This is a genomic window from Streptomyces sp. HUAS TT7, assembly GCF_051550175.1.
In the GTDB taxonomy this organism is placed as follows: Bacteria; Actinomycetota; Actinomycetes; order Streptomycetales; family Streptomycetaceae; genus Streptomyces.
In genome coordinates, this window is the sequence record NZ_CP196175.1 from 4,430,657 (window position 1) to 4,456,838 (window position 26,182).

22 protein-coding genes are annotated in these 26,182 nt (G+C 71.4%); 12 read left to right on the forward strand and 10 right to left on the reverse strand.

Features of this window, described 5'->3' with window-relative positions:
* Nucleotide 1: 1 nt before the first annotated feature.
* The 4 genes from ACSHXC_RS20035 (at nt 2) to ACSHXC_RS20050 (ending at nt 4,136) form a co-directional block, all read left to right on the forward strand.
* Complete coding sequence (locus ACSHXC_RS20035) at nt 2-1,408, forward strand: dihydrolipoamide acetyltransferase family protein (protein WP_438292852.1); 1,407 nt, start codon at nt 2-4, stop codon at nt 1,406-1,408.
* A gap of 190 nt (nt 1,409-1,598) precedes the next feature.
* Nucleotides 1,599-2,048: a hypothetical protein gene (locus ACSHXC_RS20040; protein ID WP_438292853.1), complete on the forward strand. Its 450-nt coding sequence runs from the start codon at nt 1,599-1,601 to the stop codon at nt 2,046-2,048.
* Nucleotides 2,049-2,178: 130 nt separating this feature from the next.
* Entirely contained in the window at nt 2,179-2,841 is a 663-nt protein-coding gene (locus tag ACSHXC_RS20045; protein WP_438292854.1) for a GntR family transcriptional regulator, read from the forward strand.
* Nucleotides 2,838-4,136 (forward strand): MFS transporter, encoded by a 1,299-nt coding sequence (locus ACSHXC_RS20050; protein ID WP_438292855.1) that lies wholly within the window; start codon nt 2,838-2,840, stop codon nt 4,134-4,136. Before ACSHXC_RS20045 ends, ACSHXC_RS20050 begins: the two co-directional genes overlap by 4 nt.
* 76 nt (nt 4,137-4,212) lie before the next feature.
* Here ACSHXC_RS20050 and ACSHXC_RS20055 read toward each other — a convergent pair whose 3' ends face one another.
* Nucleotides 4,213-5,037, reverse strand: coding sequence for a maleylpyruvate isomerase family mycothiol-dependent enzyme (locus tag ACSHXC_RS20055; RefSeq protein ID WP_438292856.1), 825 nt, complete (start codon nt 5,035-5,037; stop codon nt 4,213-4,215).
* Between the two features lie 196 nt (nt 5,038-5,233).
* Here ACSHXC_RS20055 and ACSHXC_RS20060 point away from each other — a divergent pair, with 196 nt between their 5' ends.
* Nucleotides 5,234-6,028, forward strand: coding sequence for a carbon-nitrogen family hydrolase (locus ACSHXC_RS20060; protein ID WP_438292857.1), 795 nt, complete (start codon nt 5,234-5,236; stop codon nt 6,026-6,028).
* 16 nt (nt 6,029-6,044) lie between these two features.
* Here the strand turns inward: ACSHXC_RS20060 and ACSHXC_RS20065 are convergent, their stop codons facing one another.
* A complete protein-coding gene (locus ACSHXC_RS20065) occupies nt 6,045-6,542 on the reverse strand; it encodes an LURP-one-related/scramblase family protein (RefSeq protein ID WP_438292858.1) in 498 nt (165 codons plus the stop codon).
* Nucleotides 6,543-6,619: 77 nt separating this feature from the next.
* Here ACSHXC_RS20065 and ACSHXC_RS20070 point away from each other — a divergent pair, with 77 nt between their 5' ends.
* Nucleotides 6,620-8,440 (forward strand): NHL domain-containing thioredoxin family protein, encoded by a 1,821-nt coding sequence (locus ACSHXC_RS20070; protein ID WP_438292859.1) that lies wholly within the window; start codon nt 6,620-6,622, stop codon nt 8,438-8,440.
* A 45-nt stretch (nt 8,441-8,485) separates the two neighbouring features.
* On the opposite strand, the gene ACSHXC_RS20075 is transcribed toward ACSHXC_RS20070, so the two are convergent.
* The 6 genes from ACSHXC_RS20075 to ACSHXC_RS20100 all read right to left on the reverse strand — a co-directional run bounded on the left by ACSHXC_RS20075 (nt 8,486) and on the right by ACSHXC_RS20100 (nt 16,632).
* Complete coding sequence (locus tag ACSHXC_RS20075) at nt 8,486-9,271, reverse strand: DUF4232 domain-containing protein (RefSeq protein ID WP_438292861.1); 786 nt, start codon at nt 9,269-9,271, stop codon at nt 8,486-8,488.
* A gap of 175 nt (nt 9,272-9,446) precedes the next feature.
* Complete coding sequence (locus ACSHXC_RS20080) at nt 9,447-12,152, reverse strand: BTAD domain-containing putative transcriptional regulator (RefSeq protein WP_438292863.1); 2,706 nt, start codon at nt 12,150-12,152, stop codon at nt 9,447-9,449.
* Between the two features lie 157 nt (nt 12,153-12,309).
* A complete protein-coding gene (locus ACSHXC_RS20085; RefSeq protein WP_438292864.1) occupies nt 12,310-12,528 on the reverse strand; it encodes a DUF6458 family protein in 219 nt (72 codons plus the stop codon).
* An 81-nt stretch (nt 12,529-12,609) separates the two neighbouring features.
* Nucleotides 12,610-13,905, reverse strand: a complete 1,296-nt coding sequence (locus ACSHXC_RS20090; RefSeq protein WP_438292865.1) for a M18 family aminopeptidase — start codon at nt 13,903-13,905, stop codon at nt 12,610-12,612.
* A gap of 546 nt (nt 13,906-14,451) precedes the next feature.
* The gene (locus ACSHXC_RS20095; protein WP_438292866.1) at nt 14,452-16,281 is read right to left on the reverse strand and encodes an acyl-CoA dehydrogenase; all 1,830 of its coding nucleotides are present in this window, start codon (nt 16,279-16,281) and stop codon (nt 14,452-14,454) included.
* Between the two features lie 114 nt (nt 16,282-16,395).
* Nucleotides 16,396-16,632: a hypothetical protein gene (locus tag ACSHXC_RS20100; protein ID WP_344370751.1), complete on the reverse strand. Its 237-nt coding sequence runs from the start codon at nt 16,630-16,632 to the stop codon at nt 16,396-16,398.
* A gap of 118 nt (nt 16,633-16,750) precedes the next feature.
* Here ACSHXC_RS20100 and ACSHXC_RS20105 point away from each other — a divergent pair, with 118 nt between their 5' ends.
* The 5 genes from ACSHXC_RS20105 (at nt 16,751) to ACSHXC_RS20125 (ending at nt 20,746) form a co-directional block, all read left to right on the forward strand.
* Complete coding sequence (locus ACSHXC_RS20105) at nt 16,751-17,602, forward strand: helix-turn-helix domain-containing protein (RefSeq protein ID WP_438292868.1); 852 nt, start codon at nt 16,751-16,753, stop codon at nt 17,600-17,602.
* A 1-nt stretch (nt 17,603) separates the two neighbouring features.
* The gene (locus ACSHXC_RS20110) at nt 17,604-17,954 is read left to right on the forward strand and encodes a DUF397 domain-containing protein (RefSeq protein WP_438292869.1); all 351 of its coding nucleotides are present in this window, start codon (nt 17,604-17,606) and stop codon (nt 17,952-17,954) included.
* Between the two features lie 44 nt (nt 17,955-17,998).
* Nucleotides 17,999-18,457 carry an SseB family protein gene (locus ACSHXC_RS20115; RefSeq protein ID WP_344370746.1) on the forward strand — a complete coding sequence of 153 codons (459 nt, stop codon included), beginning with the start codon at nt 17,999-18,001 and terminating at the stop codon, nt 18,455-18,457.
* A gap of 153 nt (nt 18,458-18,610) precedes the next feature.
* The gene (locus tag ACSHXC_RS20120; RefSeq protein WP_438292870.1) at nt 18,611-19,567 is read left to right on the forward strand and encodes a pirin family protein; all 957 of its coding nucleotides are present in this window, start codon (nt 18,611-18,613) and stop codon (nt 19,565-19,567) included.
* A gap of 81 nt (nt 19,568-19,648) precedes the next feature.
* A complete protein-coding gene (locus ACSHXC_RS20125; protein ID WP_438292872.1) occupies nt 19,649-20,746 on the forward strand; it encodes an AI-2E family transporter in 1,098 nt (365 codons plus the stop codon).
* On the opposite strand, the gene ACSHXC_RS20130 is transcribed toward ACSHXC_RS20125, so the two are convergent.
* Nucleotides 20,677-22,857: a SpoIIE family protein phosphatase gene (locus tag ACSHXC_RS20130; RefSeq protein WP_438292873.1), complete on the reverse strand. Its 2,181-nt coding sequence runs from the start codon at nt 22,855-22,857 to the stop codon at nt 20,677-20,679. The genes ACSHXC_RS20125 and ACSHXC_RS20130 overlap by 70 nt on opposite strands.
* Nucleotides 22,858-23,035: 178 nt before the next feature.
* On the opposite strand from ACSHXC_RS20130, the gene aspS reads away from it, so the two are divergent.
* Nucleotides 23,036-24,802, forward strand: a complete 1,767-nt coding sequence (aspS, locus tag ACSHXC_RS20135; RefSeq protein ID WP_399484915.1) for an aspartate--tRNA ligase — start codon at nt 23,036-23,038, stop codon at nt 24,800-24,802.
* A gap of 186 nt (nt 24,803-24,988) precedes the next feature.
* On the opposite strand, the gene ACSHXC_RS20140 is transcribed toward aspS, so the two are convergent.
* Complete coding sequence (locus ACSHXC_RS20140; protein WP_438292875.1) at nt 24,989-25,882, reverse strand: NADase-type glycan-binding domain-containing protein; 894 nt, start codon at nt 25,880-25,882, stop codon at nt 24,989-24,991.
* Nucleotides 25,883-26,182: the final 300 nt, after the last annotated feature.

Here is a 26,182-nt window from a genome sequence, read left to right on the forward strand (position 1 = left end):
GGTGACGACCATGACTGAGAACGCTGCCCGCTACCGCGAGTTCAAGATGCCGGACGTCGGCGAGGGGCTCACCGAGGCGGAGATCCTCAAGTGGTACGTCCAGCCCGGCGACACCGTCACCGACGGCCAGGTGGTGTGTGAGGTCGAGACCGCGAAGGCGGCCGTCGAACTCCCCATCCCCTACGACGGCGTGGTGCAGAAGCTGCACTTCGAAGAGGGCGTGACGGTGGACGTCGGCACGGCCATCATCACCGTCGACGTGGCCCCCGACAGCGGGTACGCCCCGTTCGCCGAGGCCACGGAAGCAGCCGAGGCCGCATCGGCCGCCCCTGCCGAGCTCGCAGAGGACGAGGCGCCCAAGGGCCGCCAGCCCGTCCTGGTCGGCTACGGCGTCTCCGAGGCCTCGACCAAGCGCCGCCCGCGCAAGGGGGTTTCGGTCCCCGAGCAGGCCCCGGCCGAGGCCCTGCGCGCCGTGCAGACCGAGCTGAACGGACAGGCTCCGGCCCCGGTCCGCCCGCTCGCCAAGCCCCCGGTCCGCAAGCTCGCCAAGGACCTTGGTATCGACCTCGCCACCGTGGTGCCGACCGGCCCCGGCGGCATCGTCACCCGCGAGGACGTGCACGCCGCTGCCGCGCCCGTGGCTGAGCCCGCGCCTGTTTCACGTGAAACAACTCCCGCTCCGGCGGCGGCCGTTCAGGCCTCCGACGCCCGTGAGACGCGGATCCCCGTCAAGGGCGTACGCAAGGCGACCGCTCAGGCCATGATCGGCTCGGCGTTCACCGCGCCGCACGTCACGGAGTTCGTGACGGTCGACGTGACACGGACGATGAAGCTGGTCGAGCAGCTGAAGTCCGACAAGGACATGGCGGGCCTGCGGGTCAACCCGCTGCTCCTGATCGCCAAGGCGCTTCTGGTCGCGATCAAGCGCAACCCGGACGTCAACGCCTCCTGGGACGAGGTGAACCAGGAGATCGTCCTCAAGCACTATGTGAACCTGGGCATCGCGGCGGCGACCCCGCGCGGTCTGATCGTCCCGAACATCAAGGACGCCCACACCAAGACGCTGCCGCAACTGGCCGAGTCCCTGGGTGAGTTGGTGTCGACCGCCCGCGAGGGCAAGACGTCGCCGGCGGCGATGTCGGGCGGCACGGTGACCATTACCAACGTCGGCGTGTTCGGCGTGGACACCGGCACCCCGATCCTCAATCCGGGCGAGTCCGCGATCCTCGCGGTCGGTGCGATCAAGCTTCAGCCGTGGGTCCACAAGGGCAAGGTCAAGCCGCGCCAGGTCACCACGCTCGCGCTCTCCTTCGACCACCGCCTGGTCGACGGCGAGCTCGGCTCCAAGGTCCTCGCCGATGTGGCGGCGGTCCTGGAACAGCCGAAGCGGCTCATCACCTGGGGCTAATGCGCCCCGCTCGGCCCCCGGCGCGCATCCGTACGCCGGGGGCCGAGGCATGTCGGGGTGGACAGGGCTGCGGGCAGGGCGGAAGGTGAGAGGAAGGGCGGCTTCGGCCGTCCGCACCGCGCCCCGGGCACCCTGCCGTGACCGGGCGCAACGTTGTGACCTGGGCAGACGAGGCTGAGGGGAGTCATTCATGCGGATGTACGCCCGCGCCGTGCTCGGCGCCGCGATCGCCACGGCGGCTCTCAACGGAGCGCTGCTCGCCTCGACGGCCGCCGCCCCGGAGGACCGGGCTCCGGCCGCCTTCGCCACCGCTCCGGGCCGGGCCCCCGCCTCCAAGGCCTGCATCGCCTCCCTGGAGGCCGACATCGGCGCCGGCACCTCAGCGGTCTTGACCCTGAGCACGAGCGGCCCGACGGTCACCTTCAAGGACGGCCCCGGCCACCCGATCCCGAGCCTCGGCAAGCTCGACCGCAAGCACCCCAAGATGCCCGCCTCGGCCGGCATCTACGCCGAGATCCTCAAGCCGTACGGCACCGCACCGCAGCTCAGGACCAAGGTCGAGGGCGGCCCCCATGCTCAGTACCAGGTGCGGGACTTCCCCAAGCTGCCCAAGGGCTGCAAGGTGACCGGCACCAAGTAGGCGCCCAAAAGCGGGTGAATCACCCACCGGCGTGGGTTCGCCCGTGTGAGCCCGCCCGCGCCCCCGTGCCCCTGTCCCACGATCCGGACGCCGCTTTCTGATGCACCCCTGTTGTATCTATCCTGTGCGCATGTCTCCCGCCCCGGCCCCCGCCACCAAGCAGCCCCCCGCCGCCGACCGCGTCTACATGCACGTCAAGCAGGCGGTGCTCGACCGCCGCTACGAGGGCGGCACGCTGCTCACCGAGGGCGAACTGGCCGAGGCGGTCGGGGTTTCGCGGACGCCCGTGCGCGAAGCGCTGCTCAAGCTCGAAGTCGAAGGGCTGCTCAAGCTCTACCCGAAGAAGGGCGCGCTCGTGCTCGCCGTCTCCGCGCAGGAGACCGCCGACGTGGTCGAAACCCGGCTGCTCGTCGAGGAGTTCGCGGTGCGCAGAGCCGTACCCGCGCCGGAGCGCCTGATCGGGCGCCTCCAGGAACTCCTGGCCGAGCAGAAGGCGCACGCCGCCGCCGGGGACCTGGCGGCCGTCGCCGTCAGCGACCGCTGCTTCCACGCCGAGATCGTGCGCAACGCCGGGAACGAGATCCTGGCCCGGCTCTACGACCAGATGCGGGACCGCCAGCTGCGCATGGGGGTGGCCGTCATGCACGCCCAGCCCGACCGCATCGCCAAGAACATCGCCGAGCACGAGGAGATGCTCGACGCCATCAGGGACGGCGACGGGGAGCGGGCCGCGCACTGTGTGCGCCAGCACCTCAGCTGGGTCAAGGTCCTGGTCAGGGGGGACGATCGATGAGTTCGGCCACACTGCCCGCGCCACAGCCGCTGGGCGGGCGCCGGGCCGCGTTCGTGTGGGGCATCGGCGTCGGCGTCTACTTCGTCGCCGTCATCTTCCGCACCTCGCTCGGCGTCGCGGGCCTGGACGCGGCCGCCCGCTTCCACGTCAACGCCTCGGCGCTTTCCACCTTCTCCATACTCCAGCTGCTCGTGTACGCGGGGATGCAGATACCCGTCGGCCTCATGGTCGACCGGCTCGGCACCAAGAAGGTCCTGGTGCTCGGGACCGTCCTGTTCACCGCCGGCCAGCTCGGCTTCGCCCTGTCGCCCTCGTACGCCACCGCGCTCGGCTCCCGCGCGCTGCTCGGCTGCGGCGACGCGATGACCTTCATCAGCGTGCTGCGGCTCGGCTCGCGCTGGTTCCCCGCCAAGCACGGGCCCATGATCGGACAGGTCGCCGCGCTGTTCGGGATGGCCGGCAACCTGGTGTCCACCCTCGTCATCGCCCGCGCCCTGCACGGCGTCGGCTGGACGGGGACCTTCGCGGGCAGCTCGCTCGCCGGCGTCGCCGTCCTGGTCCTGGTCCTGCTCTTCCTGCGCGACCACCCCGAGGGCCACGAGCCGCCGCCCGCGCACCACGCCGGGGCCGCGTTCGTACGCCGCCAGATCGCCGAGTCGTGGCGCGAGCCCGGCACCCGACTCGGGATGTGGGTGCACTTCACGACGCAGTTCCCCGCGATGGTGTTCCTGCTGCTGTGGGGGATGCCGTTCCTCGTCGAGGCGCAGGGCCTCGACCGGGGCACGGCGGGCGGACTGCTGACCCTTGTGGTGCTGTCCAACATGGTCGTCGGCCTCGTATATGGCCAGCTCATCGCCCGCCACCACGCGGCCCGGCTGCCGCTGGCCCTCGGCACCGTAGGGGCGACCGCACTCATATGGGCCGCCACCATCGCCTATCCCGCGCCGCACGCGCCGATGTGGCTGCTCGTCACACTGTGCCTGGTGCTCGGTGCGTGCGGACCGGCCTCGATGATCGGCTTCGACTTCTCGCGCCCCGCGAACCCGCCGGAGCGCCAGGGCACCGCGTCCGGCATCACCAACATGGGCGGCTTCATCGCCTCCATGACGACGCTGCTCGCGGTGGGCGTGCTGCTCGACGCGACCGGCGACAACTACCGGATCGCGTTCTCGTCGGTGTTCTTCCTGGAGGCGCTCGGCCTGGTCCAGATTCTGCGGCTGAGCGCGCGGGCACAGCGCCGCGAGCGGGAACACCTGGTGGCGAGCAGGGTGGAGGCGGTGCACGTCCCCGTGTAGCCGGCACCCTGGTTCCCGGTGTAGCCGGGACCTCCTCGGGCTTCCCGGCGGGTGCGACCGACAACGCCGTAATCGCTTACGGGGTGACCGCGAACTCCCGCAGGATCGCGTCCGCCAGCGCCTGGTCGCCCTCCGCCTTGATCCGGTCGGCGACGGCGTGCGGGCGGACCCGGCCGCAGGCGAGCCGCAGGAACGTCTCCCAGTCCATGGCCAGGGTGACCAGCGGGCCCAGCGAGGGCGCGCCGTCGACGGTGCCGTGGCCGTCCGCGTCGACCCGTACCGTGCGCAGGAACTCCACCGGCCCGTGGATGTCGAAGACGACCGCCGAGCTCGGCGGCGCGCCCGCGTCCTTCGCGACGACCCGGGGCAGCGTGTGCAGCAGGATGTCCCGGGCCACGTACGCGCCCGGAGAGTCCAGGTTCCCCGGCTTGTTGAGGGCCCAGCGCAGATCCTGCTCGTGCACCCACACATCGAACGCCCGCATCCGCAGCGCGAGTTCCAGGGTCTGCTCGGCGCCGAGCGGGGCGCGCACCTTGGTGTCGGGATCCCGGTTCTCGTTGCGCAGCTGACGCGCCCGGCGAATGATCGTGTACTCCAGCTCGGAGGTCATCTCCGGCGCCGTATGGTGCCGGCGCACATCGACCTGCATCTCCATATAGCGAGCGAGCTCGGTCTGTACGTGGAAGATGTCGCGCGGCAGGGTGTGGATCGGCCTCGGATCGCCCAGCTGCTCGCACTCCATGCCGATGATGTGCGACACGATGTCCCGCACCGACCAGTTGGGGCACGGCGTCGCACGGTTCCACTCACCCTCGACGAGCGGCTGCACCAGCTCCGATATCGCCTCGATGGAGTGGGTCCAGGCATCGGCGTAGGTCTGAAGGCTGGGATGGACGGTCACGGGACCCCTCGGCGGTTCTTTTGTACGCGGGCTGGACTGCGGGACTGCGTGGGAGGATTGGTGGCTAGGGGGGTCCGGGGGTTTCCCCCGGAAAGTCACAGTACGCTGCCGGGCAGCACCCCGGCAGTGCTTTCGTATGACGATCGTAGGCTGTTTCCCATAGTGCTGACGGCTCGAAAGCCAGGACGGTGGTACCGTGCGCGCCTCGCTCATTCAGATCGATGTAAACCCGTATGAATCCGTCAATTCCCGCCGCGAGCGGGTGGGTTCGCTGATCCGGGAGCTGCGGAGCAGCGATCTGGTCGTGCTGCCCGAGCTGTGGACGGTCGGGGCGTTCGCGTACGAACTCTTCGAGGACGAGGCGGAGACGCTGCGCGGCGCCACGGCCCGGGCGATGTCCGAGGCGGCCAGGGACGCCGGGATCTGGCTGCACGCCGGGTCGATTCCTGAGCGGGGCGAGGACGGCGCGCTCTACAACACCTCCCTCGTCTTCTCGCCCGACGGCGAACTCGCGCACAGCTACCGGAAGATCCACCGCTTCGGCTTCGACAAGGGCGAGGCCGTGCTGATGGGGGCGGGCTCGGAGCTGGTCACCGTCCCGCTGCCGGACCTCACGTTCGGCCTGGCCACCTGCTACGACCTCCGCTTCCCCGAACTGTTCCGGGGCCTCGTCGACGCGGGCGCCCACGCCTTCGTGATCCCGGCCGGCTGGCCCGAGCGCCGCCGCGCCCACTGGACCCTTCTCGCAAGGGCCCGAGCGGTCGAGAACCAGGCGTACGTGCTGGCCTGCGGCACGGCGGGGACCCACGCGGGGGTCGAGCAGGCGGGCCACAGCATCGTGGTGGACCCCTGGGGCGAGGTCCTCGCGGAGGCCGGCCCCGGTGAGGAGATCCTGACCGTGGATCTCGACCCGGCGAAGGTCTTCGACACCCGCGAGGCGTTTCCGGCCCTGAAGGACAGGGTGCTGGGGCTGGACACGCCCAAGGGGTGAGCCTCCAGAGGCCCGCTCAGTCCTCGTGACCGCGCTCCTTCTCGTCCATGCGGATCACGCAGATCACCACCGCGAGCAGCAGGGCCGCGTCCGCGTCCTCCCGTACTACGTTCACCGCGTACGTCTCGCGGACGTGGAACCACTTGCGCGAGACGTGGGCCAGCAGCTCCCCGTCGTACTCGACGGTGAACTCGCGGTCCAGGATCTTGCCCGTCACGTCGAGCTCGGTGCCCTCGACCAGGCTGACCCGGTAGTGGTTGCGCAGCAGGGAGAGGCGCTTGCGGCGGACCTTCGCGAGGATCTGGTCGTCCCGCTCGATGGTCATCGCGTCCCGCAGACTGAACATCTTCTCCCGCAGCGTGATCAGCACCCGCCCCGACGGGTCCTTCAGCTCCAGGGTGTCGCGCAGCCGCAGCGCCTTGCCGTCGGCGAGGAAGGCGTGCCGGCCGTCCTCGGTGTCGATCCAGTAGTCGTCACCGATGGCGAAGATCTTGTCCCGCACGAGGTATTTCATGGGTACACCCCTGCCCCCGCCGGGGCCCCGCCGAACGGCGACACAGGGTGTTCATACCGGGATGGCAAGCTTGAACCATGAACGATGCCGCCCCGGCGCCCACCCCCGCGCCCGCCCCCCGTCGTGCCCGTGTCCGCGCCCCCGAGCTGATCGGCAAGGGCGGCTGGCTGAACACGGGCGGGAAGGATCTGAGCCTCGCCGAGCTGCGCGGGCGCACAGTGATCCTCGACTTCTGGACCTTCTGCTGCATCAACTGCCTCCACGTCCTCGACGAGCTCCGCGAGCTGGAGGAGAAGCACCGGGACACCGTCGTGATCGTCGGGGTGCACTCGCCGAAGTTCGTGCACGAGGCCGAGCACCAGGCCGTCGTCGATGCCGTGGAGCGGTACGGGGTGGAGCACCCGGTGCTCGACGATCCCGAGCTGGCGACCTGGAAGCAGTACGCGGTGCGGGCCTGGCCCACGCTCGTGGTGATCGACCCCGAGGGGTACATCGTCGCCCAGCACGCCGGTGAGGGCCATGCCCATGCCATTGAGCGGCTCGTCGAGGAGCTGGAGTCCGAGCACGGGGCGAAGGGGACGCTGCGGCGCGGGGACGGGCCGTACGTGGCGCCGGAGCCCGTCGCCACCGACCTGCGCTTCCCCGGCAAGGCGATCGTGCTGCCCAGCGGGAACTTCCTGGTGTCCGACACCACCCGCCACCAGCTGGTCGAGCTCGCCGCGGACGGGGAGAGCGTCGTACGGCGCATCGGCGGGGACGGTCAGTTCAAGGAGCCCCAGGGGCTGGCGCTGCTCCCGGACGGGAGGGTGGTTGTCGCCGACACCGTGCATCACGCGCTGCGCGCCTTCGACCCGGTCAGTGGCGGGATCGAGTTGCTTGCCGGGACCGGAAGGCAGTGGTGGCAGGGGCAGCCGACCTCCGGGCCCGCCCTTGAGGTGGACCTGTCCTCGCCGTGGGACGTCGCCTGGTGGCGGGGCAAGGTCTGGATCGCCATGGCCGGTGTGCACCAGCTGTGGACGTACGACCCCGGGACGAAGACCGTCGAGGTCGCGGCCGGGACCACCAACGAGGGGCTCGTCGACGGGCCCGGTGCCGAGGCCTGGTTCGCGCAGCCGTCCGGGCTCGCAGCCACCGAGGACCGGCTCTGGGTCGCCGACTCGGAGACCTCGGCGCTGCGATACGTCGACACGGAGGGCGCGGTGCACACCGCCGTCGGGACCGGGCTCTTCGACTTCGGTCACCGGGACGGGGACGCCGCGCAGGCGCTGCTCCAGCACCCGCTCGGGGTCACCGCGCTGCCGGACGGCTCGGTCGCCGTCGCGGACACGTACAACCACGCACTGCGCCGCTACGACCCGGCCCAAGGTCAAGTGACCACGCTGGCAACGGACTTGAGGGAGCCGAGCGATGCGGTCCTCGTCGGGGACGACATCGTCGTCGTCGAGTCGGCGCGGCACCGGCTGACCCGGCTGCGGCTGCCCGAGGAGGCCGTACGGGTCGAAGCCGTGGCGCACCGCACCCAGCGTTCGGCGACCGAAGTCGCCCCGGGCAGGCTCAAGTTGGACGTCGTGTTCCAGGCGCCCGCCGGGCAGAAGCTGGACACCCGGTACGGTCCCTCGACCCGGCTGCTCGTCTCCTCCACCCCGCCCGAGCTGCTGCTCGCGGGCGAGGGCACCGGCACCGACCTCGCGCGCGAGCTCAGCCTGAACCCGGAGGTCGCGGAGGGCGTGCTGCACGTGTCGGCGATGGCGGCCTCCTGCGACGACGACCCGGCGAACGAGTACCCGGCCTGCCACGTCCACCAGCAGGACTGGGGCGTGCCCGTACGCCTCGTCGAGGGCGGCGCCGGCAGGCTGCCGCTGGTGCTCGCCGGGATGGATGCGGAGGGGGCCCAGTAGCCGGAGCCGGGACCGACCGAAGCCCGGCCGCAGCCGGGCCCGGTCCTACCCGAAGCCCGGCTTGAACGGGCCGGTGCGCGGGGCCGGGCCGCACAGGGCCAGTGCGGCCGGGCGGCCGTGGCCGTCCAGGACCGGCAGGGTGTTCACCGTGTCGGAGCCGGGCAGCGTCACGCGCACCGTCGAGCCCCGGGCCGGGCAGCCGCGGAGCGGGGTGTAGTGCACCTTGGCGACCCCGTTCGCCCCGGGGTGCAGGGCGAAGGGCTTCGCGAATGGCTTGGCCGGGGTCGAGACGAGCGGCGCGGCCCGGCCGCTGTCGTCCAGGACGGTCAGTGTCGGGGCGCCGTGCAGGACGCAGGTGTGGCCGGAGGTGTTGCGGACCAGCAGGACCGCGTCGCTCCCGCCGCGCACGTCCGCGCCGGCCCGGGAGCCGGTACCGCCGCGGGCGTCGCCCCCGGTGCGGAAGGTGAGGGACAGCGCGCTGGGCGAGCAGAAGACGCGGGCGTCCTCGCCGCCGTCGTCGAACGGGCCCGTGCGGGTGTCCGTGCCGGGGACGGACGGCGGCGGGCTGATCGAGGGCGGGACGGCCGGGGTCGCGGAACCGGCACCGGGCCGCGGGCTCTGCTCGGCTGTGCTGCGGCCGGTCGCGGGGGCGGACGGGCCGGGCCGCTCCTGCTGCGGAGTGCCGGACCGGGGCGCGGGGGAGCCGTTCGACACCGTTGTCGTGCCGGTGCCGGGAGCGGCGGCGGGCACGCGGTCCGTACAGGCCGTCAGCGCGCCGAGCAGCACGGCGAGGCCGACTATGGCCGCCCCCCTGCCCCGGGCCCTGCGCATCGCGTCCCCCACTCCGAATCAATCAAGCAAGCAATCAAGCCATCTGTACATGTGCCGTGTCAGCCTCGTGGGCGTCCCTATCGTTTGGCTAACGCGCCGGTGAAGGCAAGACGTTCGGCACGAGGCGGCGCGTCGTTGTGAGGCGGCGCGTTGTTGTGACGTGAGCAGGCCAAGGCTACGCGGGCGGCAGGGCCTCCGGGTCGGCGAGGTTCGCCAGGCCGGCGCGGGCCGCCGCCGCGCCCTCCTCGTAGCCGTGGTCGTCGGCCTCGCGGGCCGCGGTCGCGAGCTCGTGGCGGGCTTCCTCCGTGCGGCCGAGGCCGGCCAGGGCCTCGCCGTAGCTGGTGCGCAGCAGCACCCGGCGGGGGACCGCCTCCGGCGAGGGGCCGAGTTCGAGGCCGCGCCGGGAGTGCTCCATGGCGAGGTCATAGGCGCGGGCGGTGAGGAAGTGCCGGGCCAGGTGCTGGTGGGCGAGCATCTCGGTGGAGCGGTCGCGGGCCCGGCCGGCCAGGGTCAGGGCGTGCCCGAGCAGGTCGCCGGCGCGGTCGACCTCGCCGTACTGGGTGAGGATGAGCGCGAGGTTCATGCGGGCGATGGCCTCGCTGGTGACGTCGCCGGCCTGGCGGGCCAGGTCGGGGGCCTTCTCCAGCTGAGCGAGGGCCTCGTCGTAGCGGCCCTCCTCGTGCAGGACCCAGCCGAGCAGGGCGCGGGTGCGTGACTGCGCGTCGAGCTCCTGCTCCAACTCGGTTGATTCCAGGGCCTGTTCGAGGAGCGGGACCCAGCCGTCGCGGACCCGCCACAGGATGAGCGGCCACTGGAGGAGTACGAGCCGCCAAACGCGGTCGTGCAGGCCGGCGGCGACGGCGGCGGCGACCGCCCCGCGCAGGGTGGCCCGTTCGGCCTCGTACCAGGCGAGCGCGGCCTGGCGGTCCTCGAACTCGCGTACCGCGGCGGGGCGCCGGGCCCCGGGCGGCAGTGTGAAGCAGGGCTGGCTGCCGGGCTCGGCGGTGGCGGTCGCGACGAGGCCGGTGTGCAGATAGTGGTCCAGAAGGCGGGCGAGGCCGTCCGGGTCGGCCTCGGGGGCGAGCGCGCGGGCGTAGAGGCGCACCAGGTCGTGGAGGGTGTACGAGTCCGGCCGGGTGCGCGGGTCGGGGCCGTGCGGGCCCGACTCGACCACGAGGTGGGCGGCGGCGAGCCGGTCGAGGGCGGCGGCGGCCTGGTCGGGGGTGCACCCGGCGAGGGCGGCGGCGGTGTAGCGGTCGAGTTCGGAGCCGGTGTGCAGGCCGAGCGCGCGGAACATCCGGCGGGCCTGCTCGGGCAGCTGCTGCACGGTCAGGCGCAGGGCGGCGGCGACCCCGGTGTCCTCGACGCGGAGCAGGCCCAACCGGCGCTGTTCGTCGGCGAGTTCGCAGGCCAGGGCGGCCAGCGTCCACTGGGGACGGGCGGCGAGGCGGGCCGCGGTGACGCGCAGGGCGAGCGGGAGGCCGTCGCAGAGCGCGGCCAGATGGGCGGCCGCTTCGGGTTCGGCGGCGACCCGGTCCTCGCCGAGCACGGCGGCGAGCAGGGCGGTGCAGTCGGCGGCGGGCAGCTCGTCCAGGCGGACCGGGCGCGCTGCGTCGGAGGCGACGAGGCCGCCGAGCCGGTCGCGGCTGGTGACGAGGGTGACGCAGTGGTCGCCGCCCGGCAGCAGTGGGCGGACCTGCTCGGAGTCGCGGGCGTTGTCGAGGACGACCAGCATCCGGCGGTCGGCGGTCAGCGAGCGGTAGAGCGCTCCCATGCCGGCCTCGGTCTCGGGTATGCGCTGCACGGGCACGCCGAGCGCGAGCAGGAACTCCCCCAGGACGACGGTGACTTGGCGGGCCGGGGTGTCGCTGTAGCCGCACAGGTCGGCGAAGAGGCGGCCGTCGGGGAAGTCGCTCTGGCGCTCGTGGGCCCAGTGCACGGCGAGCGCGGTCTTGCCGACGCCGGCGCCGCCGGTGACAAGGGCGATGGCGCCGCACTCTCCGGCGGCGGCCAGGCCGAGTGCGGTCAGCTCGGCGTGCCGGCCGGTGAAGCCGCGGGGTCTGCGCGGCAGCAACTCCGGTACGGCGGCTACGGCCAGTTCGGGCTCGTCCGGGGTCGGCACGGGCGGGGTGAGGGGGGTGGCGGTGCGCAGGATCTCGGCGTACGCCTCGGAGAGTGCGGGGCCCGGGTCCACGCCGAGCTCGTCGGCGAGCAGGCGGCGGGTGCGGTGGAACCATTCGAGGGCGTCGGACTGGCGGCCCGAGCGGCTCAGGGCCAGCATCAGCGCGGCCGAGAGGGGCTCGCGCAGGGGGTGGGCGACGGCTTCGGTGCGCAGCACCGCGGCGGCCCGGCCGTGCTCGCCGAGCTCCCCGTACGCCTCGGCGAGCGCCTCCACCGAGGCGAGTCTGAGCTCTTCAAGGGTGTGGGACGCGGCTTGCAGGGGCGGGCTGGGGACGGTGCCGGTGAGGGCGGGGCCCTGCCACAGGGCGAGCGCCTCGCGCAGCATGAGCACCGCGTCGCCGGGGCTGCGCTGGCCGCGGGCGAGGGTGACGAGCTCCTCGAAGCGGTGCGCGTCGATGAGGGTCTCGGGGAGCCTGAGGACGTACGCCGGTCCCTGTGTGGCCAGTTCGATGCCGTACGCCTCGGCGCCGTGCTCGGCGAGCAGGGCACGCAGCCGTGAGACGTGGCCCTGTAGGACGGTGCGGGAGTGCAGGGGCGGTTCTTCGTCCCACAGCGCCTCGGTGAGGCGGTCCACGGGTACGGCGATGTTGGGCTGGAGCAGGAGCATGGCCAGCAGGCTGCGGCGTTTGGCGGGGCCGAGCGCGAGGAACGCGCCGTCCTCCGTCGCCACGGCCACCGTTCCCAGGACGCGGAACTCCACGGTGGCGGTACCCCCTTGCTCCCCGTTCCCGGCTTCCCCCGGACCTGGTCAGGGCCCGGACAGTCGAGGATACGCGGGGTCGAAGGGGGTGGCCCCACCTCCTGGGGCGCAGGTGGCGCGGCTCACGTGAGGCGGTCGACACAGCTGCCCGCGGGGGTCAGGTCAGGCGGTCGCGGCGCTCCTCCTCGATGATGGTCGCCCCGGGTACGACGCGCCGCCTGCGCAGCACGCTGGTGAAGACGGCCACGCCGATGATGCCGACGGACATCAGGATCAGGCCCACGACGTCGAGGTTCACACCCTTGGCGTGCCAATCCGTCGCGAACGTGAGGATCGCCCCTGCCGCGATGAGGATGATGCATCCGCCCAGTCCCATGAATCTCGCCTCCGTACAAGAAGGTTGGCCGTCCGGGTACCCGGGCTCGGGACGGCCAACCCCCTTGCGCAGTGCGGTGGTTCAGCCCGCCAGGAACGCGGTGAGGGCGTTCGCGAGCAGGTGCGGGTCGTCGGCGCCGCACAGTTCTCGGGCGCTGTGCATCGACAGGATGGCCACGCCGATGTCGACGGTCTGGATGCCGTGCCGGGCCGCGGTGATCGGGCCGATCGTCGTGCCGCAGGGCATCGCGTTGTTGGAGACGAAGGTCTGCCACGGGACCCCGGCGCGCTCGCAGGCCGCCGCGAACACGGCGCGCCCCGCGCCGTCGGTGGCGTACCGGGCGTTCACGTTGACCTTGAGGATGGGGCCGCCGTTGGCGCGCGGGTGGTGCGTGGGGTCGTGCCGCTCGGCGTAGTTGGGGTGCACGGCGTGGCCGGTGTCGGAGGAGAGGCAGATCGTTCCTGCGAAGGCGCGGGCCCGGTCCTCGTAGGTGCCGCCGCGCGCGAACACCGAGCGCTCCATGACGTTGCCGAGCAGCGGGCCGTCCGCGCCGGTGTCGGCCTGCGAGCCGTCCTCCTCGTGGTCGAAGGCGGCGAACACGGGGATGAAGGGGAGGTCCTCACAGCCGGACACCGCGGCGAGGGCGGCCGCCCCGGCGTGCACGGAGAGCAGGTTGTCCATGCGGGGCCCGGCCACGAGCTCCCGGTCGCGGCCGAGGTAGGCGGGCGCCTCGACGGAGTGCAGCATCAGGTCCCAGCCGGCCACCTCGCCCTCGTCGAGCTCGGCCTCCTGCTCCAGGAAGCGGATCAGATCGCCTTCCTGTACGTCGTCGCCGAGGCCCCAGACCGGCTGGAGGTGGCGCTGGCGGTCGAGCTTGAGCCCGTCGGTGTTGACCGAGCGGTCCAGGTGCACGGCCAGCTGCGGTACGCGAAGCAGCGGGCGGTCCACGTTGACCAGGCGGTGGCTGCCGTCCCGCAGGGTGAGGCGGCCCGCGATGCCGAGGTCGCGGTCGAGCCAGGTGTTGAGCAGCGTCCCGCCGTAGACCTCGACGGCGACCTGCCGCCAGCCGTACGCCCCCGAGTCGGGCTGCGGCTTCACGCGCAGGTTCGGGGAGTCGGTGTGGGCGCCGACGATCCGGTACGGGGTGTGGGGCTCGGCGTCCTCGGGGACGTACCAGGCCACGATGGCGCCGCCGCGCAGCACGTACTTTCCGCCGTACGTGCCGTCCCAGGCGTCCGTCTCCTGGACCTGCCGGAACCCGGCCTTCTCCAGGCGTGCGGCCGCGTTGGCCACGGCGTGGTACTGCGACGGGCTCGCCGCGAGGAAGGTCATCAGGTCGTCGGTGTGGCCGCGGTCGAAGCGGGGCGGTGTGCTCATGCGGCCACCCTAGCGGCGGGGCGGATTGCACTCCGGGCTCTGCAGCATGCCTGAGGCTCCGCCCCAGACCCCGGGGGTGTTCGCCCACCCACCCGCCCGTGCAGGGGGTTGGATGGTCCCGCCCCTGGGGCTCCGCCCCAGACCCCGTTGGGCCCCGCCCCGCCCCTTCCCTAAACCCGCCGGGGGATGTCTTTCGGCTGCGGGCCGTGGGTGGCTGGTCGCGCAGTTCCCCGCGCCCCTAGCGGCGTCGATGCTGGCAGGGGCGAGCATCTTCAGCCCGTCCGGCGTTTGAGGACGAGCGCCCTTAAGGCGCGATACGGGGTCTGGGGCGGAGCCCCAGGAAATCCAGCTTCCCTTTCCCATCCCCCGGCGGGTTTCGGGAAGGGGTGGGGTGGGGAAAAAACCGCCCGGCCCCCGGCGCACCCTTGCCTCCCCGTACGGGGAACGCTGCTCCCCCGCACACGCGGAACGGGGGCTTCCGGGCAGCGGAAAGGGGCCCGGGGTCCGACCACCCCGAGCCCCCGGTTCCGCAGGGACCGGATAGGGCTAGAACGCCGCCTCGTCCAGGTCCATCAGGGAGCCGTCCACCGTCTCGGCCAGGGCGCGAGCCGTGCCGACGCCCGGCAGAACGTTCGCGGCGAAGAACTTCGCGGCCGCGATCTTGCCCGTGTAGAAGGGGACGTCCTTCGCCGAGGCCGAGGACAGCTTCTCGGCGGCGACCGCGGCACCCTTCAGGAGCAGGTAGCCGACCACGACGTCGCCCGAAGCCATCAGCAGGCGGGTCGTGTTGAGGCCGACCTTGTAGATGTTCTTGACGTCCTCGCCGGTCGCCGTCAGGTCGGTGATCATCGTGCCGACGATCGCCTCCAGGTCGACGGCCGCCGTGGCGAGCGCGTCGAGCGCGCCGCCCAGCGCCTCGTTGCCGTTCTGCTCGGCGAGGAACTTCTTGATCTCCTCGGAGAGGGCGTTCAGGGACGCGCCCTGGTCACGGACGATCTTCCGGAAGAAGAAGTCCTGGCCCTGGATCGCGGTCGTGCCCTCGTACAGCGTGTCGATCTTGGCGTCACGGATGTACTGCTCGATCGGGTACTCCTGGAGGTACCCGGAGCCGCCGAAGGTCTGCAGGGACTCGGCCGACAGCTTCTCGTACGACTTCTCCGAGCCGTAGCCCTTCACGATGGGCAGCAGGAGGTCGTTCAGGCCGACGAGCGCCTTGGCGTCCTCGCCCGCCGCCTCCTTCACCTGGATCGCGTCCTGGATGGAGGCGGTGTAGAGGACGAGCGAGCGCATGCCCTCGGCGTACGCCTTCTGCGTCATCAACGAGCGGCGCACGTCCGGGTGGTGAGTGATCGTCACCTTCGGCGCGGTCTTGTCCATGAACTGCGAGAGGTCGCTGCCCTGGACGCGCTCCTTGGCGTACTCAAGGGCGTTCAGGTAACCCGTCGACAGCGTCGCGATCGCCTTCGTGCCGACCATCATGCGGGCGAACTCGATGATCATGAACATCTGGCGGATGCCGTCGTGCTTGTCGCCGATCAGCCAGCCCTTGGCGGGGTGCTGGTCGCCGAACGTCATCTCGCACGTGTTGGACGCCTTCAGGCCCATCTTGTGCTCGACGTTCGTGGCGTACACACCGTTGCGCTCGCCCAGCTCGCCGGTCTCCCAGTCGAAGTGGAACTTCGGGACCAGGAAGAGGGAGAGGCCCTTGGTGCCGGGGCCGTGGCCCTCGGGACGGGCGAGGACGTAGTGGAGGATGTTCTCCTCCATGTCGTGCTCACCGGAGGTGATGAAGCGCTTCACGCCCTCGATGTGCCAGGAGCCGTCGTCCTGCTGGACGGCCTTGGTGCGGCCGGCGCCGACGTCCGAACCGGCGTCCGGCTCGGTCAGGACCATCGTGGAGCCCCAGCGCTTCTCGACCGCTATCTCGGCGACCTTCTTCTGCGCCTCGTTGCCCTCGGCGAAGAGGATGCCGGCGAACGCCGGGCCGGAGGAGTACATCCAGATCGCCGGGTTCGAGCCGAGGAGCAGCTCGGCGTACGCCCAGATCAGGGAGCGCGGCGAAACGGTGCCGCCGATCTCCTCGGGCAGGCCAAGGCGCCAGTACTCGGAGTCCATGAACGCCTTGTACGAGCTCTTGAAGGACTCCGGGACCGGAGCGGTGTTGGTCGCCGGGTCGAAGACCGGCGGGTTGCGGTCGGCGTCCGCGAAGGAGTCGGCCAGCTCGTTCTCGGCGAGACGGGCGATCTCCTCCAGGATCGACTTGGCGGTGTCGACGTCCATCTCCCCGAACGGGCCGGTGCCGTACAGCTTGTCGCGTCCGAGCACCTCGAAGAGGTTGAACTCGATGTCGCGGAGATTCGACTTGTAGTGCCCCATGGCGACGGCTCCGTAAGCAGGGTGTCGGTTACATCTACCAGCAAGTAGCTCAGTACCTCGATGATGCTACCCACCGGTAATAACGCGCAACCTCTGGCCGAGAACTGTGACGTGTCAGGCAGAGAAACTCCGCTGGGCCGCGTGGTCCCGCTGGGGTGAGCCCCCCAGCGCCGCCGCGAGCGCCCGCGCGGTGGCCGTATTGCAGTTCCCGAGGATGACGAGCGGGGGCGTCCCGAAGTCCCGCCCGAGCGAGGGCAGCGTGATGCCGTGCCCGGCGAGCGCGGCCCGCAGCTCCATGACGACCTTGTACGTGTCGTCCTGGCGGGGCGGGAGGGGGGTGGACGCGGTCATGTGGGTGCCTCCTGCGAGTGCGGTGCGTGACGAATCCCTCACAGAGTGCCGCCGAGTCCTTTACCTTCGGAAGTGGTTCGCGTTACGCCCGGCAACTGGCAAATGGTGGTGGTGAGTTGTGCCCTCTCGTAAGGAACCTGACGCGTCGGCGAACGTCCCGTCCTTCTACGGCGCCGAGTTGCGTTACAAGAGGGAGGCCGCGGGCCTCACGCTCGAACAGTTGGCGGACGGCAGCTTCAGAGGCATCCCGTTCCTGAGCCAGATCGAGCGCGGCGAACGCCGGATGCCCCTGGACTTGGCCCAGCATGTGGACGAGAAGCTGGGGACCGACGGCTTTTTCGAGCGGCGCTGTGAAGACGCGCGGAAGGCGAAGCAGTCCGGGCATGCGGAGTACTTCGCTGATGTTGCGGAGATGGAACGGCATGCGGAGACGATCGAGGACTGGGCGCCCACGCTCATCCCGGGCCTGCTGCAGACGGAGGCGTACGTCCGGAAGGTCATTCAGAGCGGGGCCCCATGGCTGCGTCCAGCAGATGTCGAGAAGCAGGTGCAGGCCCGGCTGGAGCGCGCAAAGCTCTGGGAGTGCGAGGACCGCCCAGCGTTCTGGGGCGTCCTGCACGAGTCGCTGATCCGCAACCCGCTGCTGCCGCCCGGGGAGATGGCGGAGCAGTCGGACCACATCGCCCACGTGGTCCGTTCCACGCAAAGCGTTCTGCAGATCCTTCCGGAAACCGCCGGTGCCCATCCGTTGATGATGGGTGTCATCAAGGTTATGACCTTTCCTGATGCTCCACCGGTGGTCTACATCGAGAGTCAGCACAGCGGCCAACTGATCGACTATCCGGCCCTCGTGAAGGACTACCGCAGGTCGTACGATCTGCTCAGGGCCGCGGCGCTACCGCCGGAGACGTCCCTGGCCATGATCGAGCAAGCGGCGAAGGGCTACCGAAATGGCAAGCACAGAGCTTGACTTGAGCACCGCCCTGTGGCGAAAGAGCAGCTACAGCAACGCGACCGGTGGCGACTGCGTCGAGGTGGCCGAGGGCTTCCTCGGCGCGGCCCGCTGGCGGAAGAGCACCTACAGCAACGGCAGCGGCGGCGACTGCGTAGAGGTGGCCGAGGGTTTCCTTGGCGCGGCCCGCTGGCGTAAGAGCACCTACAGCAACGGCGATGGCGGCGAGTGCGTCGAGGTCGCCGACAACCTCCCCGGGGTCGTCCCCGTCCGGGACAGCAAGGTCACGGGCGGGCCCGCGCTGATCATCGCGGCCAGCGCCTGGGCGCCCTTCGTCGAGGCGGTCAAGGGCGCGGCGCTTCGCGCCTGAGACGCGGTGTTCGGCGCGAGCCCGCGTCGGTAGGCTGTGGCCCCATGTACGGCTACGACCAGAACCCGGGTGCCCAGCAGCAGTACGCCCCGCCCCAGCAGATGCAGGGCGGGTACGGGGAGCAGCCGCTGTACCCCGAGCCGTCGCCGCCCTCGCTCGCCGACGCGGTGCGGGCGTTCACGACCGGGTCGCTCTCGGCCGAGGACTTCCAGCAGATCTTCGCCTCGTCCAAGGTGTACTGCCCGCGCGGCGACAACCCCGGGTTCCTGGCGCTGCACAACACCCAGCAGCCGGTCATCCCGATGTTCACCTCGCTCAAGGAACTGCGCCGGTACGCGGGCAAGGAGTCGAAGTACTTCGTCATCACCGGCGCCGAGGTGATCGACCTGCTGCCCACCGGGTACGGCTTCGTGCTCGACATGGAGGGCGACCACCGGATGGTCTTCGACGCGAAGGCCGTGGAGCAGATGGTCGACTTCGCGATGCGGCGGATGTACGGGTAGCTCCTGGTTCTGAACGGCCTTGCTTTCGGGCCCGTACCCCTCGGGGTGCGGGCCCGAAGTGCGTCCGGGGCCGGGCGGGAATGAGATCGCCTTGCAGACTGTTCACCATTCAACTACTTTGGATGTAGAGCATCCTGCAAGGAGGGCCGTCCCATGCCTGCTGTGACCGTCGAAAACCCGCTGACCCTGCCGCGCGTATCCGCGCCGGAGGGTGCCTCGGCGCGGCCCGTCCTTGCGGTGACCACCGCGCCCCAGGGGTTCGAGGGGGAGGGATTCCCGGTGCGCCGCGCGTTCGCCGGGATCAACTACAAGTACCTCGACCCGTTCATCATGATGGACCAGATGGGTGAGGTGGAGTACGCGCCGGGCGAGCCCAAGGGCACGCCGTGGCACCCGCACCGGGGCTTCGAGACGGTCACGTACCTGATCGACGGCACTTTCGTGCACCAGGACTCCAACGGTGGCGGCGGCACCATCACCGACGGCGACACCCAGTGGATGACGGCGGGCTCCGGGCTGCTGCACATCGAGGCGCCGCCGGAGTCGCTCGTCATGTCCGGCGGGCTCTTCCACGGGCTCCAGCTGTGGGTCAACCTGCCGGCCGCCGACAAGATGAAGGACCCCCGCTACCAGGACATCCGGGGCGGCCAGGTCCAGCTGCTCACCTCTGCCGACGGGGGCGCGCTGCTCCGGGTCATCGCGGGTTCGCTCGACGGGCACGAGGGGCCGGGCATCACGCACACCCCGATCACGATGGTGCACGCCACGCTGCGGCCGGGCGCGTCCGTCACGCTGCCGTGGCGCTCCGACTTCAACGGGCTCGCGTACGTGCTGGCCGGGCGCGGCTCTGTCGGGGCGGAGGGCCGTCCCGTCCACATGGGCCAGACCGCGGTGTTCGGGGACGGCGGGTCGCTGACCGTACGGGCCGATGAGCGCCAGGACGGGCACGCTCCCGACCTGGAGGTCGTGCTGCTCGGAGGGCGCCCGATCCGCGAGCCGATGGCCCACTACGGGCCGTTCGTGATGAACACGCGGGCCGAGCTTGAGCAGGCCTTCGAGGACTTCCAGAAGGGCCGCCTCGGCACGATCCCGGCAGTCCACGGCATGTAGTCCCGCCACGACCTGACGGGGTGTCACCCGGCTGGGTGCTCACCCCGGGCGGGGCCGGGCGGGGCGTGGTCCGCTGGCAGGGTGGACACGCGCACCCTGCTTCCCGAACCCGCCCGGCGGATCGGCGCGTGGTGCGCCGTCGTGCTGCTCGTCGCCGGGGTCGTGGGCGTCGGCGCCTGGCTCTGCGTCGTGTTCAAGACCGCCGTCACCCCCGTGCTGCTCGCCCTGCTCGGGACCGCGCTGCTCGGGCCCGTGCACCGGTGGCTGATCCGGATGGGGGTGCGGCGGTCGCTCGCCGCCGCGCTCACCTGTGTCGCGCTCGTCGGGGTGGTCGGCGGCGCCGGATACGTGGTCGTCAGTGCGCTCATCGACACCGGGGACCAGATCGTCGCCTCGCTCAAGCAGGCCGGGCAGTGGGTGGCCGATCACTTCGGGGTGGCCGGCGGGGACGGCGTCACCAACCTCGCCGACAACGCCAAACGGCTGCTCTCCAGGTTCGGGGCGGGCGCCGCCAGCGGGGTCCTCGAAGGGCTCAGCCTGCTCGGCTCGCTGCTCGCCACCAGCGTTCTCGCGCTCCTGCTCACCTTCTTCTTCCTCAAGGACTCCGACCGGGCCGTCGGCCTCGCCCACTCCCTCGCCCCGCGCGGCGCCGGCGACACCGTCGAGGCCATGGCCCGCCGTGCCTTCGAAGCGGTCGAAGGGTTCATGCGGGGGACCACCTTCATCGCCTTCATCGACGCCGTCTGCATCACCGTCGGGCTGCTCGTCCTTCGCGTGCCCGGCGCCATCGGGCTCGGCGCGCTCGTCTTCATCGGGGCGTACATCCCCTACCTCGGCGCCTTCGTCTCCGGGGCCGTCGCCGTGCTCGTCGCGCTCGCCGACCGCGGGTTCGCCGTCGCGCTGTGGACCCTCGGGATCGTCCTCGCGGTGCAGCAGCTCGAAGGGCACATTCTGCAACCGGTGATCCAGAGCCGGACCGTCCAGATGCATCCAGCGATGATCATGATTGCGCTGACCGCGGGCGCCAGCGTCGCGGGGCTGATCGGGATGCTGCTCGCCGTGCCGGTCGCGGCGGCCGCCTTCGCCGTGCTCGGGGAGCTGCGGAAGCGTTACTCCGGGGACGGCTCGGCAGGGCCTGCATCGGATGTACCCGGCGACCCCGCCGCACCCGGCTCGTAGAGCTCGAACCAGATCGACTTCCCGTCGCCCCTCGGGTCCACCCCCCACGCGTCCGCCAGCATCTCCATCAGGATCAGACCGCGGCCGCTGGAGGCCATTTCGCCGGGGCGGCGGCGGTGCGGGAGTTCGTCGCTCGCGTCGGCCACCTCGACGCGCAGGCGGCGGGTGCCGAGTTCGCCCCGCGCCTCGGCCACGAGGAGGGCGTCGCCGTCCGTGTGGACCAGGACGTTGGTGACCATCTCGGAGATCATCAGGACCGCCGAGTCGACCTGCTCGTCGTCCGCCCAGTCGTGCAGGAACTCGCGCAGCTGGCGGCGGGCGCCCGCGATGCGCTCGGGTTCGGCCTGGGCGATGGTCAGCGCGGTGCGGCGGACCGCGGCGGGCGGGGCGGCCCCCACGCCGCCGGCGACGTTGCGGCGGAGCAGCAGCAGCGCGATGTCGTCCTCGCGGCGGTCGACCAGCGGGCCCGTGGTGTGGTGAGAGGACGGGCCGTGCACGGCCTGGACGAGTTCGTCGGCGAGCTGCTCCAGGCTGTCGCCGGTGTGCTTCTCCAGGACCGGGCGCAGCCGCGTCCAGCCGCTGGCCATGTCGTGGCCGCCGGTCTCGATCAGGCCGTCCGTGCAGATCATGATCGTCTCGTCGGGGTCCAGGACGAGCCGGGTCGTGGGGTAGTCGGAGTCGGCCTCGATGCCGAGCGGGAGGCCGCCCGCGGTGGGGCGGATCAGGGCGGTGCCGTCGGCGGTGCGGATCACCGGGTCGGGGTGGCCGGCCCGCGCGATGTCGAGGGTGCCGGTGGCCGGGTCGACCTCGATGTACAGGCAGGTCGCGAAGCGCGGCGCGTAGTCCTCGTACCCGTCGCCGTAGGGGTCGGGCACCCCGTACGACTCGGTGATCCCGTACAGGAAGCGGGAGGCCCGCGAGAGGACCGCGTCGGGGCTGTGACCCTCGCTCGCGTACGCCCTGAGCGCGATGCGCAGCTGGCCCATGAGCCCGGCGGCCCGCACGTCGTGGCCCTGTACGTCGCCGATGACCAGCGCGAACCGGCCTGCGCCGGCCCCCGTACGGGAGCCGGGCAGCGGGATCATGTCGTACCAGTCGCCGCCGACCTGGAGGCCGCCGCCGGTCGGTACGTAGCGGGCGGCGACCGTCATGCCGGGGATCTCGGGGCCGAGCGTCGGCATCATCGAGCGCTGCAGGCCGAGCGAGAGCTCGCGTTCGCTCTCCGCCTCGCCCGCGCGGGCCAGGGCCTGCGCCAGCATGCGGGCCACCGTGGTGAGGACCGAGCGCTCGTCGGGGGTGAAGGCGACGGGGTGCTTGAACGCGGCCATCCAGGCGCCGATGGTGCGTCCGGCGACGATCAGCGGCACGAACGCCCAGGACTGGCGGTCGAAGCGCTGGGCGAGGGGCCAGGTGGCGGGGAAGCGGCGCCGGTACTCCTGCGGCGTCGGCAGATAGATCGCCCGTCCGTGGCGTACGACGTCGGCGGCCGGATAGTCCATGTCGAGCGCCATGTCCGCGAACGGGCCGTCGTCCCCGGGGTTGTGCCCGTGGTGCCCGATGATCGTGAGGCGGTCGCCGGCCACCCCGAACACCGCGAGGCCGTCCGGGGAGAAGCCCGGCATGGACAGCGAGGCGGCGACCCGGAGGACCTCGGAGGTGGAGCGGGCCTCGGCGAGCGCGCGGCCGGCGTCCAGGAGGAAGGCTTCGCGCGAGCGGCGCCAGTCGCCGGTGATGGAGGGGTGGGCGGCGGTGGTGCCGGGCTGCGGCTCGGCCACCTCCTGGATGGTGCCGACCAGGACGTAGCTCTCGCCGCTGATGATGGGCTTGGAGCGGCTGCGTACGGTGCGCAGGACCCGGCCGCTCTCGTCCATGATCCGCAGCCGGACCTCGGCGAGGGTGCCCTCGGCGACGGCGAGGTTCACGATGCCGTCGACCTCGTTCCAGTCGACGGGGTGGAAGCGGGAGCGTACGGCGGCCTCGCTCAGGGTGGCCGGCTGTGCGGGCAGACCGAGGAGCCGGGCGGCCTCTGCGTCGAGGGTGACCGTCCCGGATGCGTTGTCCCAGCGCCACAGGCCAGTCGCGATCGCGGCCAGGACGTCCTCTGTGCGCATTGACCCTATTTAAGAAGATCCGCGGACCGGCCGCCACCGAGCGTGGCCGCCCGGGACCCCGTCGCCACCGAGACCGGTCTCCAGGACCGGGCGGTAACCTGGACTGGTTGATTCCCGCCTGTCTCGCGAAGAATCTCGCGAAGATCGCGGCCACGGTTCGCGAAGAATTGGATGAATGATGCACCGGTACCGGTCCCACACCTGCGGCGAGCTCCGCGCCTCCGACGTCGGCAGCGACGTCCGGCTGAGCGGCTGGCTGCACAATCGCCGAGACCTGGGCGGCATTCTCTTCATCGACCTGCGGGACCACTACGGCATCACGCAGTTGGTCGCCCGGCCCGGCACGGCCGGCGCGGAGGCCCTGGACAAGCTGTCCAAGGAGACCGTCGTACGCGTCGACGGCAAGGTCGTCTCGCGCGGCGCCGAGAACGTGAACGGTGAGCTGGCGACCGGCGAGATCGAGATCGAGGTCGGCGAGGTCGAGGTGCTCGGCGCCGCCGCCCCGCTGCCCTTCACGATCAACGCCGAGGACGGCGTCAACGAGGAGCGGCGCCTGGAGTACCGCTTCCTGGACCTGCGCCGCGAGCGCATGCACCGCAACATCATGCTGCGCAGCGCCGTGATCGCCTCGATCCGCTCGAAGATGGTCGCGCTGGGCTTCAACGAGATGGCCACCCCGATCCTGGCGGCCACCTCCCCCGAGGGCGCGCGCGACTTCGTGGTGCCGTCCCGGCTGAACCCGGGCAAGTTCTACGCGCTGCCGCAGGCCCCGCAGCAGTTCAAGCAGCTGCTGATGATCTCCGGCTTCGACCGGTACTTCCAGATCGCGCCCTGCTTCCGCGACGAGGACGCCCGCGCCGACCGCTCGCCGGGCGAGTTCTACCAGCTCGACGTCGAGATGAGCTTCGTCGAGCAGGAGGACGTGTTCCAGCCCATCGAGAAGCTCATGACCGAGCTCTTCGAGGAGTTCGGGGGCGGCCGCCACGTCACGTCGCCGTTCCCGCGGATCCCGTTCCGCGAGTCGATGCTGAAGTACGGCAACGACAAGCCCGACCTGCGCGCCAAGCTCGAACTCGCCGACATCACCGATGTGTTCGAGGGCTCGGAGTTCAAGGCGTTCGCCGGCAAGCACGTGCGCGCGCTGCCCGTGCCGGACGTGGCGGGCCAGTCCCGGAAGTTCTTCGACGGGCTCGGCGAGTACGCCGTCTCGCTCGGCGCGCAGGGCCTGGCCTGGGTGCGGGTCGGCGAGGACGGTTCGCTGTCCGGCCCGATCGCGAAGTTCCTGACCGACGAGAACGTCAAGGTGCTCACCGAGCGCCTCGGCCTCGTTCCCGGGCACGCGGTGTTCTTCGGCGCGGGCGAGTTCGACGAGGTCTCCAAGATCATGTCGGGCGTGCGTGTCGAAGCCGCCAAGCGCGCCGGGCACTTCGAGGAGGGCGTGTTCCGGTTCTGCTGGATCGTCGACTTCCCGATGTACGAGAAGGACGAGGAGACCGGCAAGATCGACTTCTCGCACAACCCGTTCTCGATGCCGCAGGGCGGCCTGGAGGCTCTGGAGACCCAGGACCCGCTGGACGTCCTGGGCTGGCAGTACGACATCGTCTGCAACGGCATCGAGCTGTCGTCGGGCGCGATCCGCAACCACGAGCCCGACATCATGTTCAAGGCGTTCGAGATCGCGGGGTACGACCGGGAGACCGTGGAGCGCGAGTTCGGCGGCATGCTCAAGGCGTTCCGCCTCGGCGCCCCGCCGCACGGTGGCATCGCGCCGGGCGTCGACCGCATGGTGATGCTGCTCGCGGACGAGCCGAACATCCGGGAGACGATCGCGTTCCCGCTGAACGGCAACGCGCAGGACCTGATGATGGGCGCGCCGACGGAGCTGGACGAGTCCCGCCTGCGCGAGCTGAACATCGCGCTGCGCAAGCCGGTGTCGGAGAAGTAAGGGACCGGGTCCCTTTCCAACCCCCTGGGCTGCGGCTCGGGGGGTTGGTTCGTTTTCCCCTACCCGCCCCTTCCCTAGACCCTCCGGGGGTGAGGGTGAGGGTGAGGGGAGGGAGGGGGGCGGAAGAGGGTTTCCCGGGGCTCCGCCCCGGACCCCGGGGGATTGTGTTCCGGGGTCCGGTGAGGGCTAGTTCTTCGAACGGGCGAAGAACTCCACCTCTGCTATTGCCACTTGCTTGTCCTTCGCCGCGCCGAATGCCGAGCGCAGGATGATGCGGACCGAGGCCGCGTCTCGTACGCGGACGTCCACGCGCTGCACTCCGCCGTCGTTGAGGGTGCGGTGCGACGTGTGCTGCTTGCCGCTGGAGTCGGTCACCACCAGGTCGAATTCCTGGGGGCGGGCCTGTTCCGACTGCTGGCCCTGGCGCTTCGACGTGCCCGGGGTGATCAGCAGGGCCAGGAGGTCGGTCGGCTGGCCGAACGTCGCTTCCAGGTACGTGCCCGCCGCGTCGTTCGCGTAGCCCGTGCCCCACCACGTGTTGGAGTAGCTGTCGCCCGCCAGCTCCGCCTTGTGGTTCGGGTCCTCGTGGGAGGCCGCCCACTTCGTCGGGTGTACGGCCACTCGCTTCGCGAAGTGGTCCTGGACCGCCCTTGCCGCCGGGGGGCCGCCTACGACCCCTCCTACGACGACGGCTACAACCGCCGCTGCCACCAGCGCCCTTGCTATCCAGCGCTTCCTGTCCCTGTGCAGCGGGGGGCGCTGGCCCGCGTACGGGCCCGTCGCGTTGTCCTCGCGGCGCGGGGTCAGCGGGGTCGCGCAGCTTCGGCAGAAGTTGCGGTGCTGGTGGTTCGGGGTGCCGCAGGCGGGGCAGGGGGCGCCGCTCTCCTCCTGCGGGGCGGCTGCCGTACGGACCTTGGGGCGGGCTGCCTCCGGGCGGCCGGGGAGGACTGATCCCGGGGCCTCGGGGGGCTGGGCTGCGCTTGGTTCCTGTACGGGGACGAGGAGGGCCCTTGCGGCGTCTGTTGCTGAGGTTGCGCGTACCTCGGGGAGGGGGGTGGTGGTTCCTGCGTCGTCCGCCACGGCGGGGATGGGGGTCGTTACGGCTTCCGGGTTTGCCGGTGCCGCGGGGGTGGCGGGGTGCGCCTGCGCCGGGTTCGCCGGTTCGGCGGGGTTTGCGGCGGCCGGTGCGGCGGGGTCGGGCGCGGTGTCCGGGGTTCCGGCGGGCGGGGTTCGCTGTGCCCCCCCTTCCCCAAGGTCTCGGCTCCGCTCGACCAGGGGAGACCCCGATCGCCCTGCGGAACGATTGCCCACAGCGGGGGTGTCTTGCGGCTCGGTTGCGCCCGCTACGGGGGTGGCCGGGGCAGTATCCGCCGACGGGGT

Excerpts from the sequence above, each read along its gene's own strand:
- ACSHXC_RS20040 (WP_438292853.1), top strand. The coding sequence starts at position 1,599 with ATGCGGATGTACGCCCGCGCCGTGCTCGGCGCCGCGATCGCCACGGCG.
- ACSHXC_RS20045 (WP_438292854.1), top strand. The coding sequence starts at position 2,179 with ATGTCTCCCGCCCCGGCCCCCGCCACCAAGCAGCCCCCCGCCGCCGAC.
- ACSHXC_RS20050 (WP_438292855.1), top strand. The coding sequence starts at position 2,838 with ATGAGTTCGGCCACACTGCCCGCGCCACAGCCGCTGGGCGGGCGCCGG.
- ACSHXC_RS20065 (WP_438292858.1), bottom strand. The coding sequence starts at position 6,542 with ATGAAATACCTCGTGCGGGACAAGATCTTCGCCATCGGTGACGACTAC.
- ACSHXC_RS20070 (WP_438292859.1), top strand. The coding sequence starts at position 6,620 with ATGAACGATGCCGCCCCGGCGCCCACCCCCGCGCCCGCCCCCCGTCGT.
- ACSHXC_RS20075 (WP_438292861.1), bottom strand. The coding sequence starts at position 9,271 with ATGCGCAGGGCCCGGGGCAGGGGGGCGGCCATAGTCGGCCTCGCCGTG.
- ACSHXC_RS20085 (WP_438292864.1), bottom strand. The coding sequence starts at position 12,528 with ATGGGACTGGGCGGATGCATCATCCTCATCGCGGCAGGGGCGATCCTC.
- ACSHXC_RS20090 (WP_438292865.1), bottom strand. The coding sequence starts at position 13,905 with ATGAGCACACCGCCCCGCTTCGACCGCGGCCACACCGACGACCTGATG.
- ACSHXC_RS20095 (WP_438292866.1), bottom strand. The coding sequence starts at position 16,281 with ATGGGGCACTACAAGTCGAATCTCCGCGACATCGAGTTCAACCTCTTC.
- ACSHXC_RS20100 (WP_344370751.1), bottom strand. The coding sequence starts at position 16,632 with ATGACCGCGTCCACCCCCCTCCCGCCCCGCCAGGACGACACGTACAAG.
- ACSHXC_RS20115 (WP_344370746.1), top strand. The coding sequence starts at position 17,999 with ATGTACGGCTACGACCAGAACCCGGGTGCCCAGCAGCAGTACGCCCCG.
- ACSHXC_RS20120 (WP_438292870.1), top strand. The coding sequence starts at position 18,611 with ATGCCTGCTGTGACCGTCGAAAACCCGCTGACCCTGCCGCGCGTATCC.
- ACSHXC_RS20130 (WP_438292873.1), bottom strand. The coding sequence starts at position 22,857 with ATGCGCACAGAGGACGTCCTGGCCGCGATCGCGACTGGCCTGTGGCGC.
- aspS (WP_399484915.1), top strand. The coding sequence starts at position 23,036 with ATGCACCGGTACCGGTCCCACACCTGCGGCGAGCTCCGCGCCTCCGAC.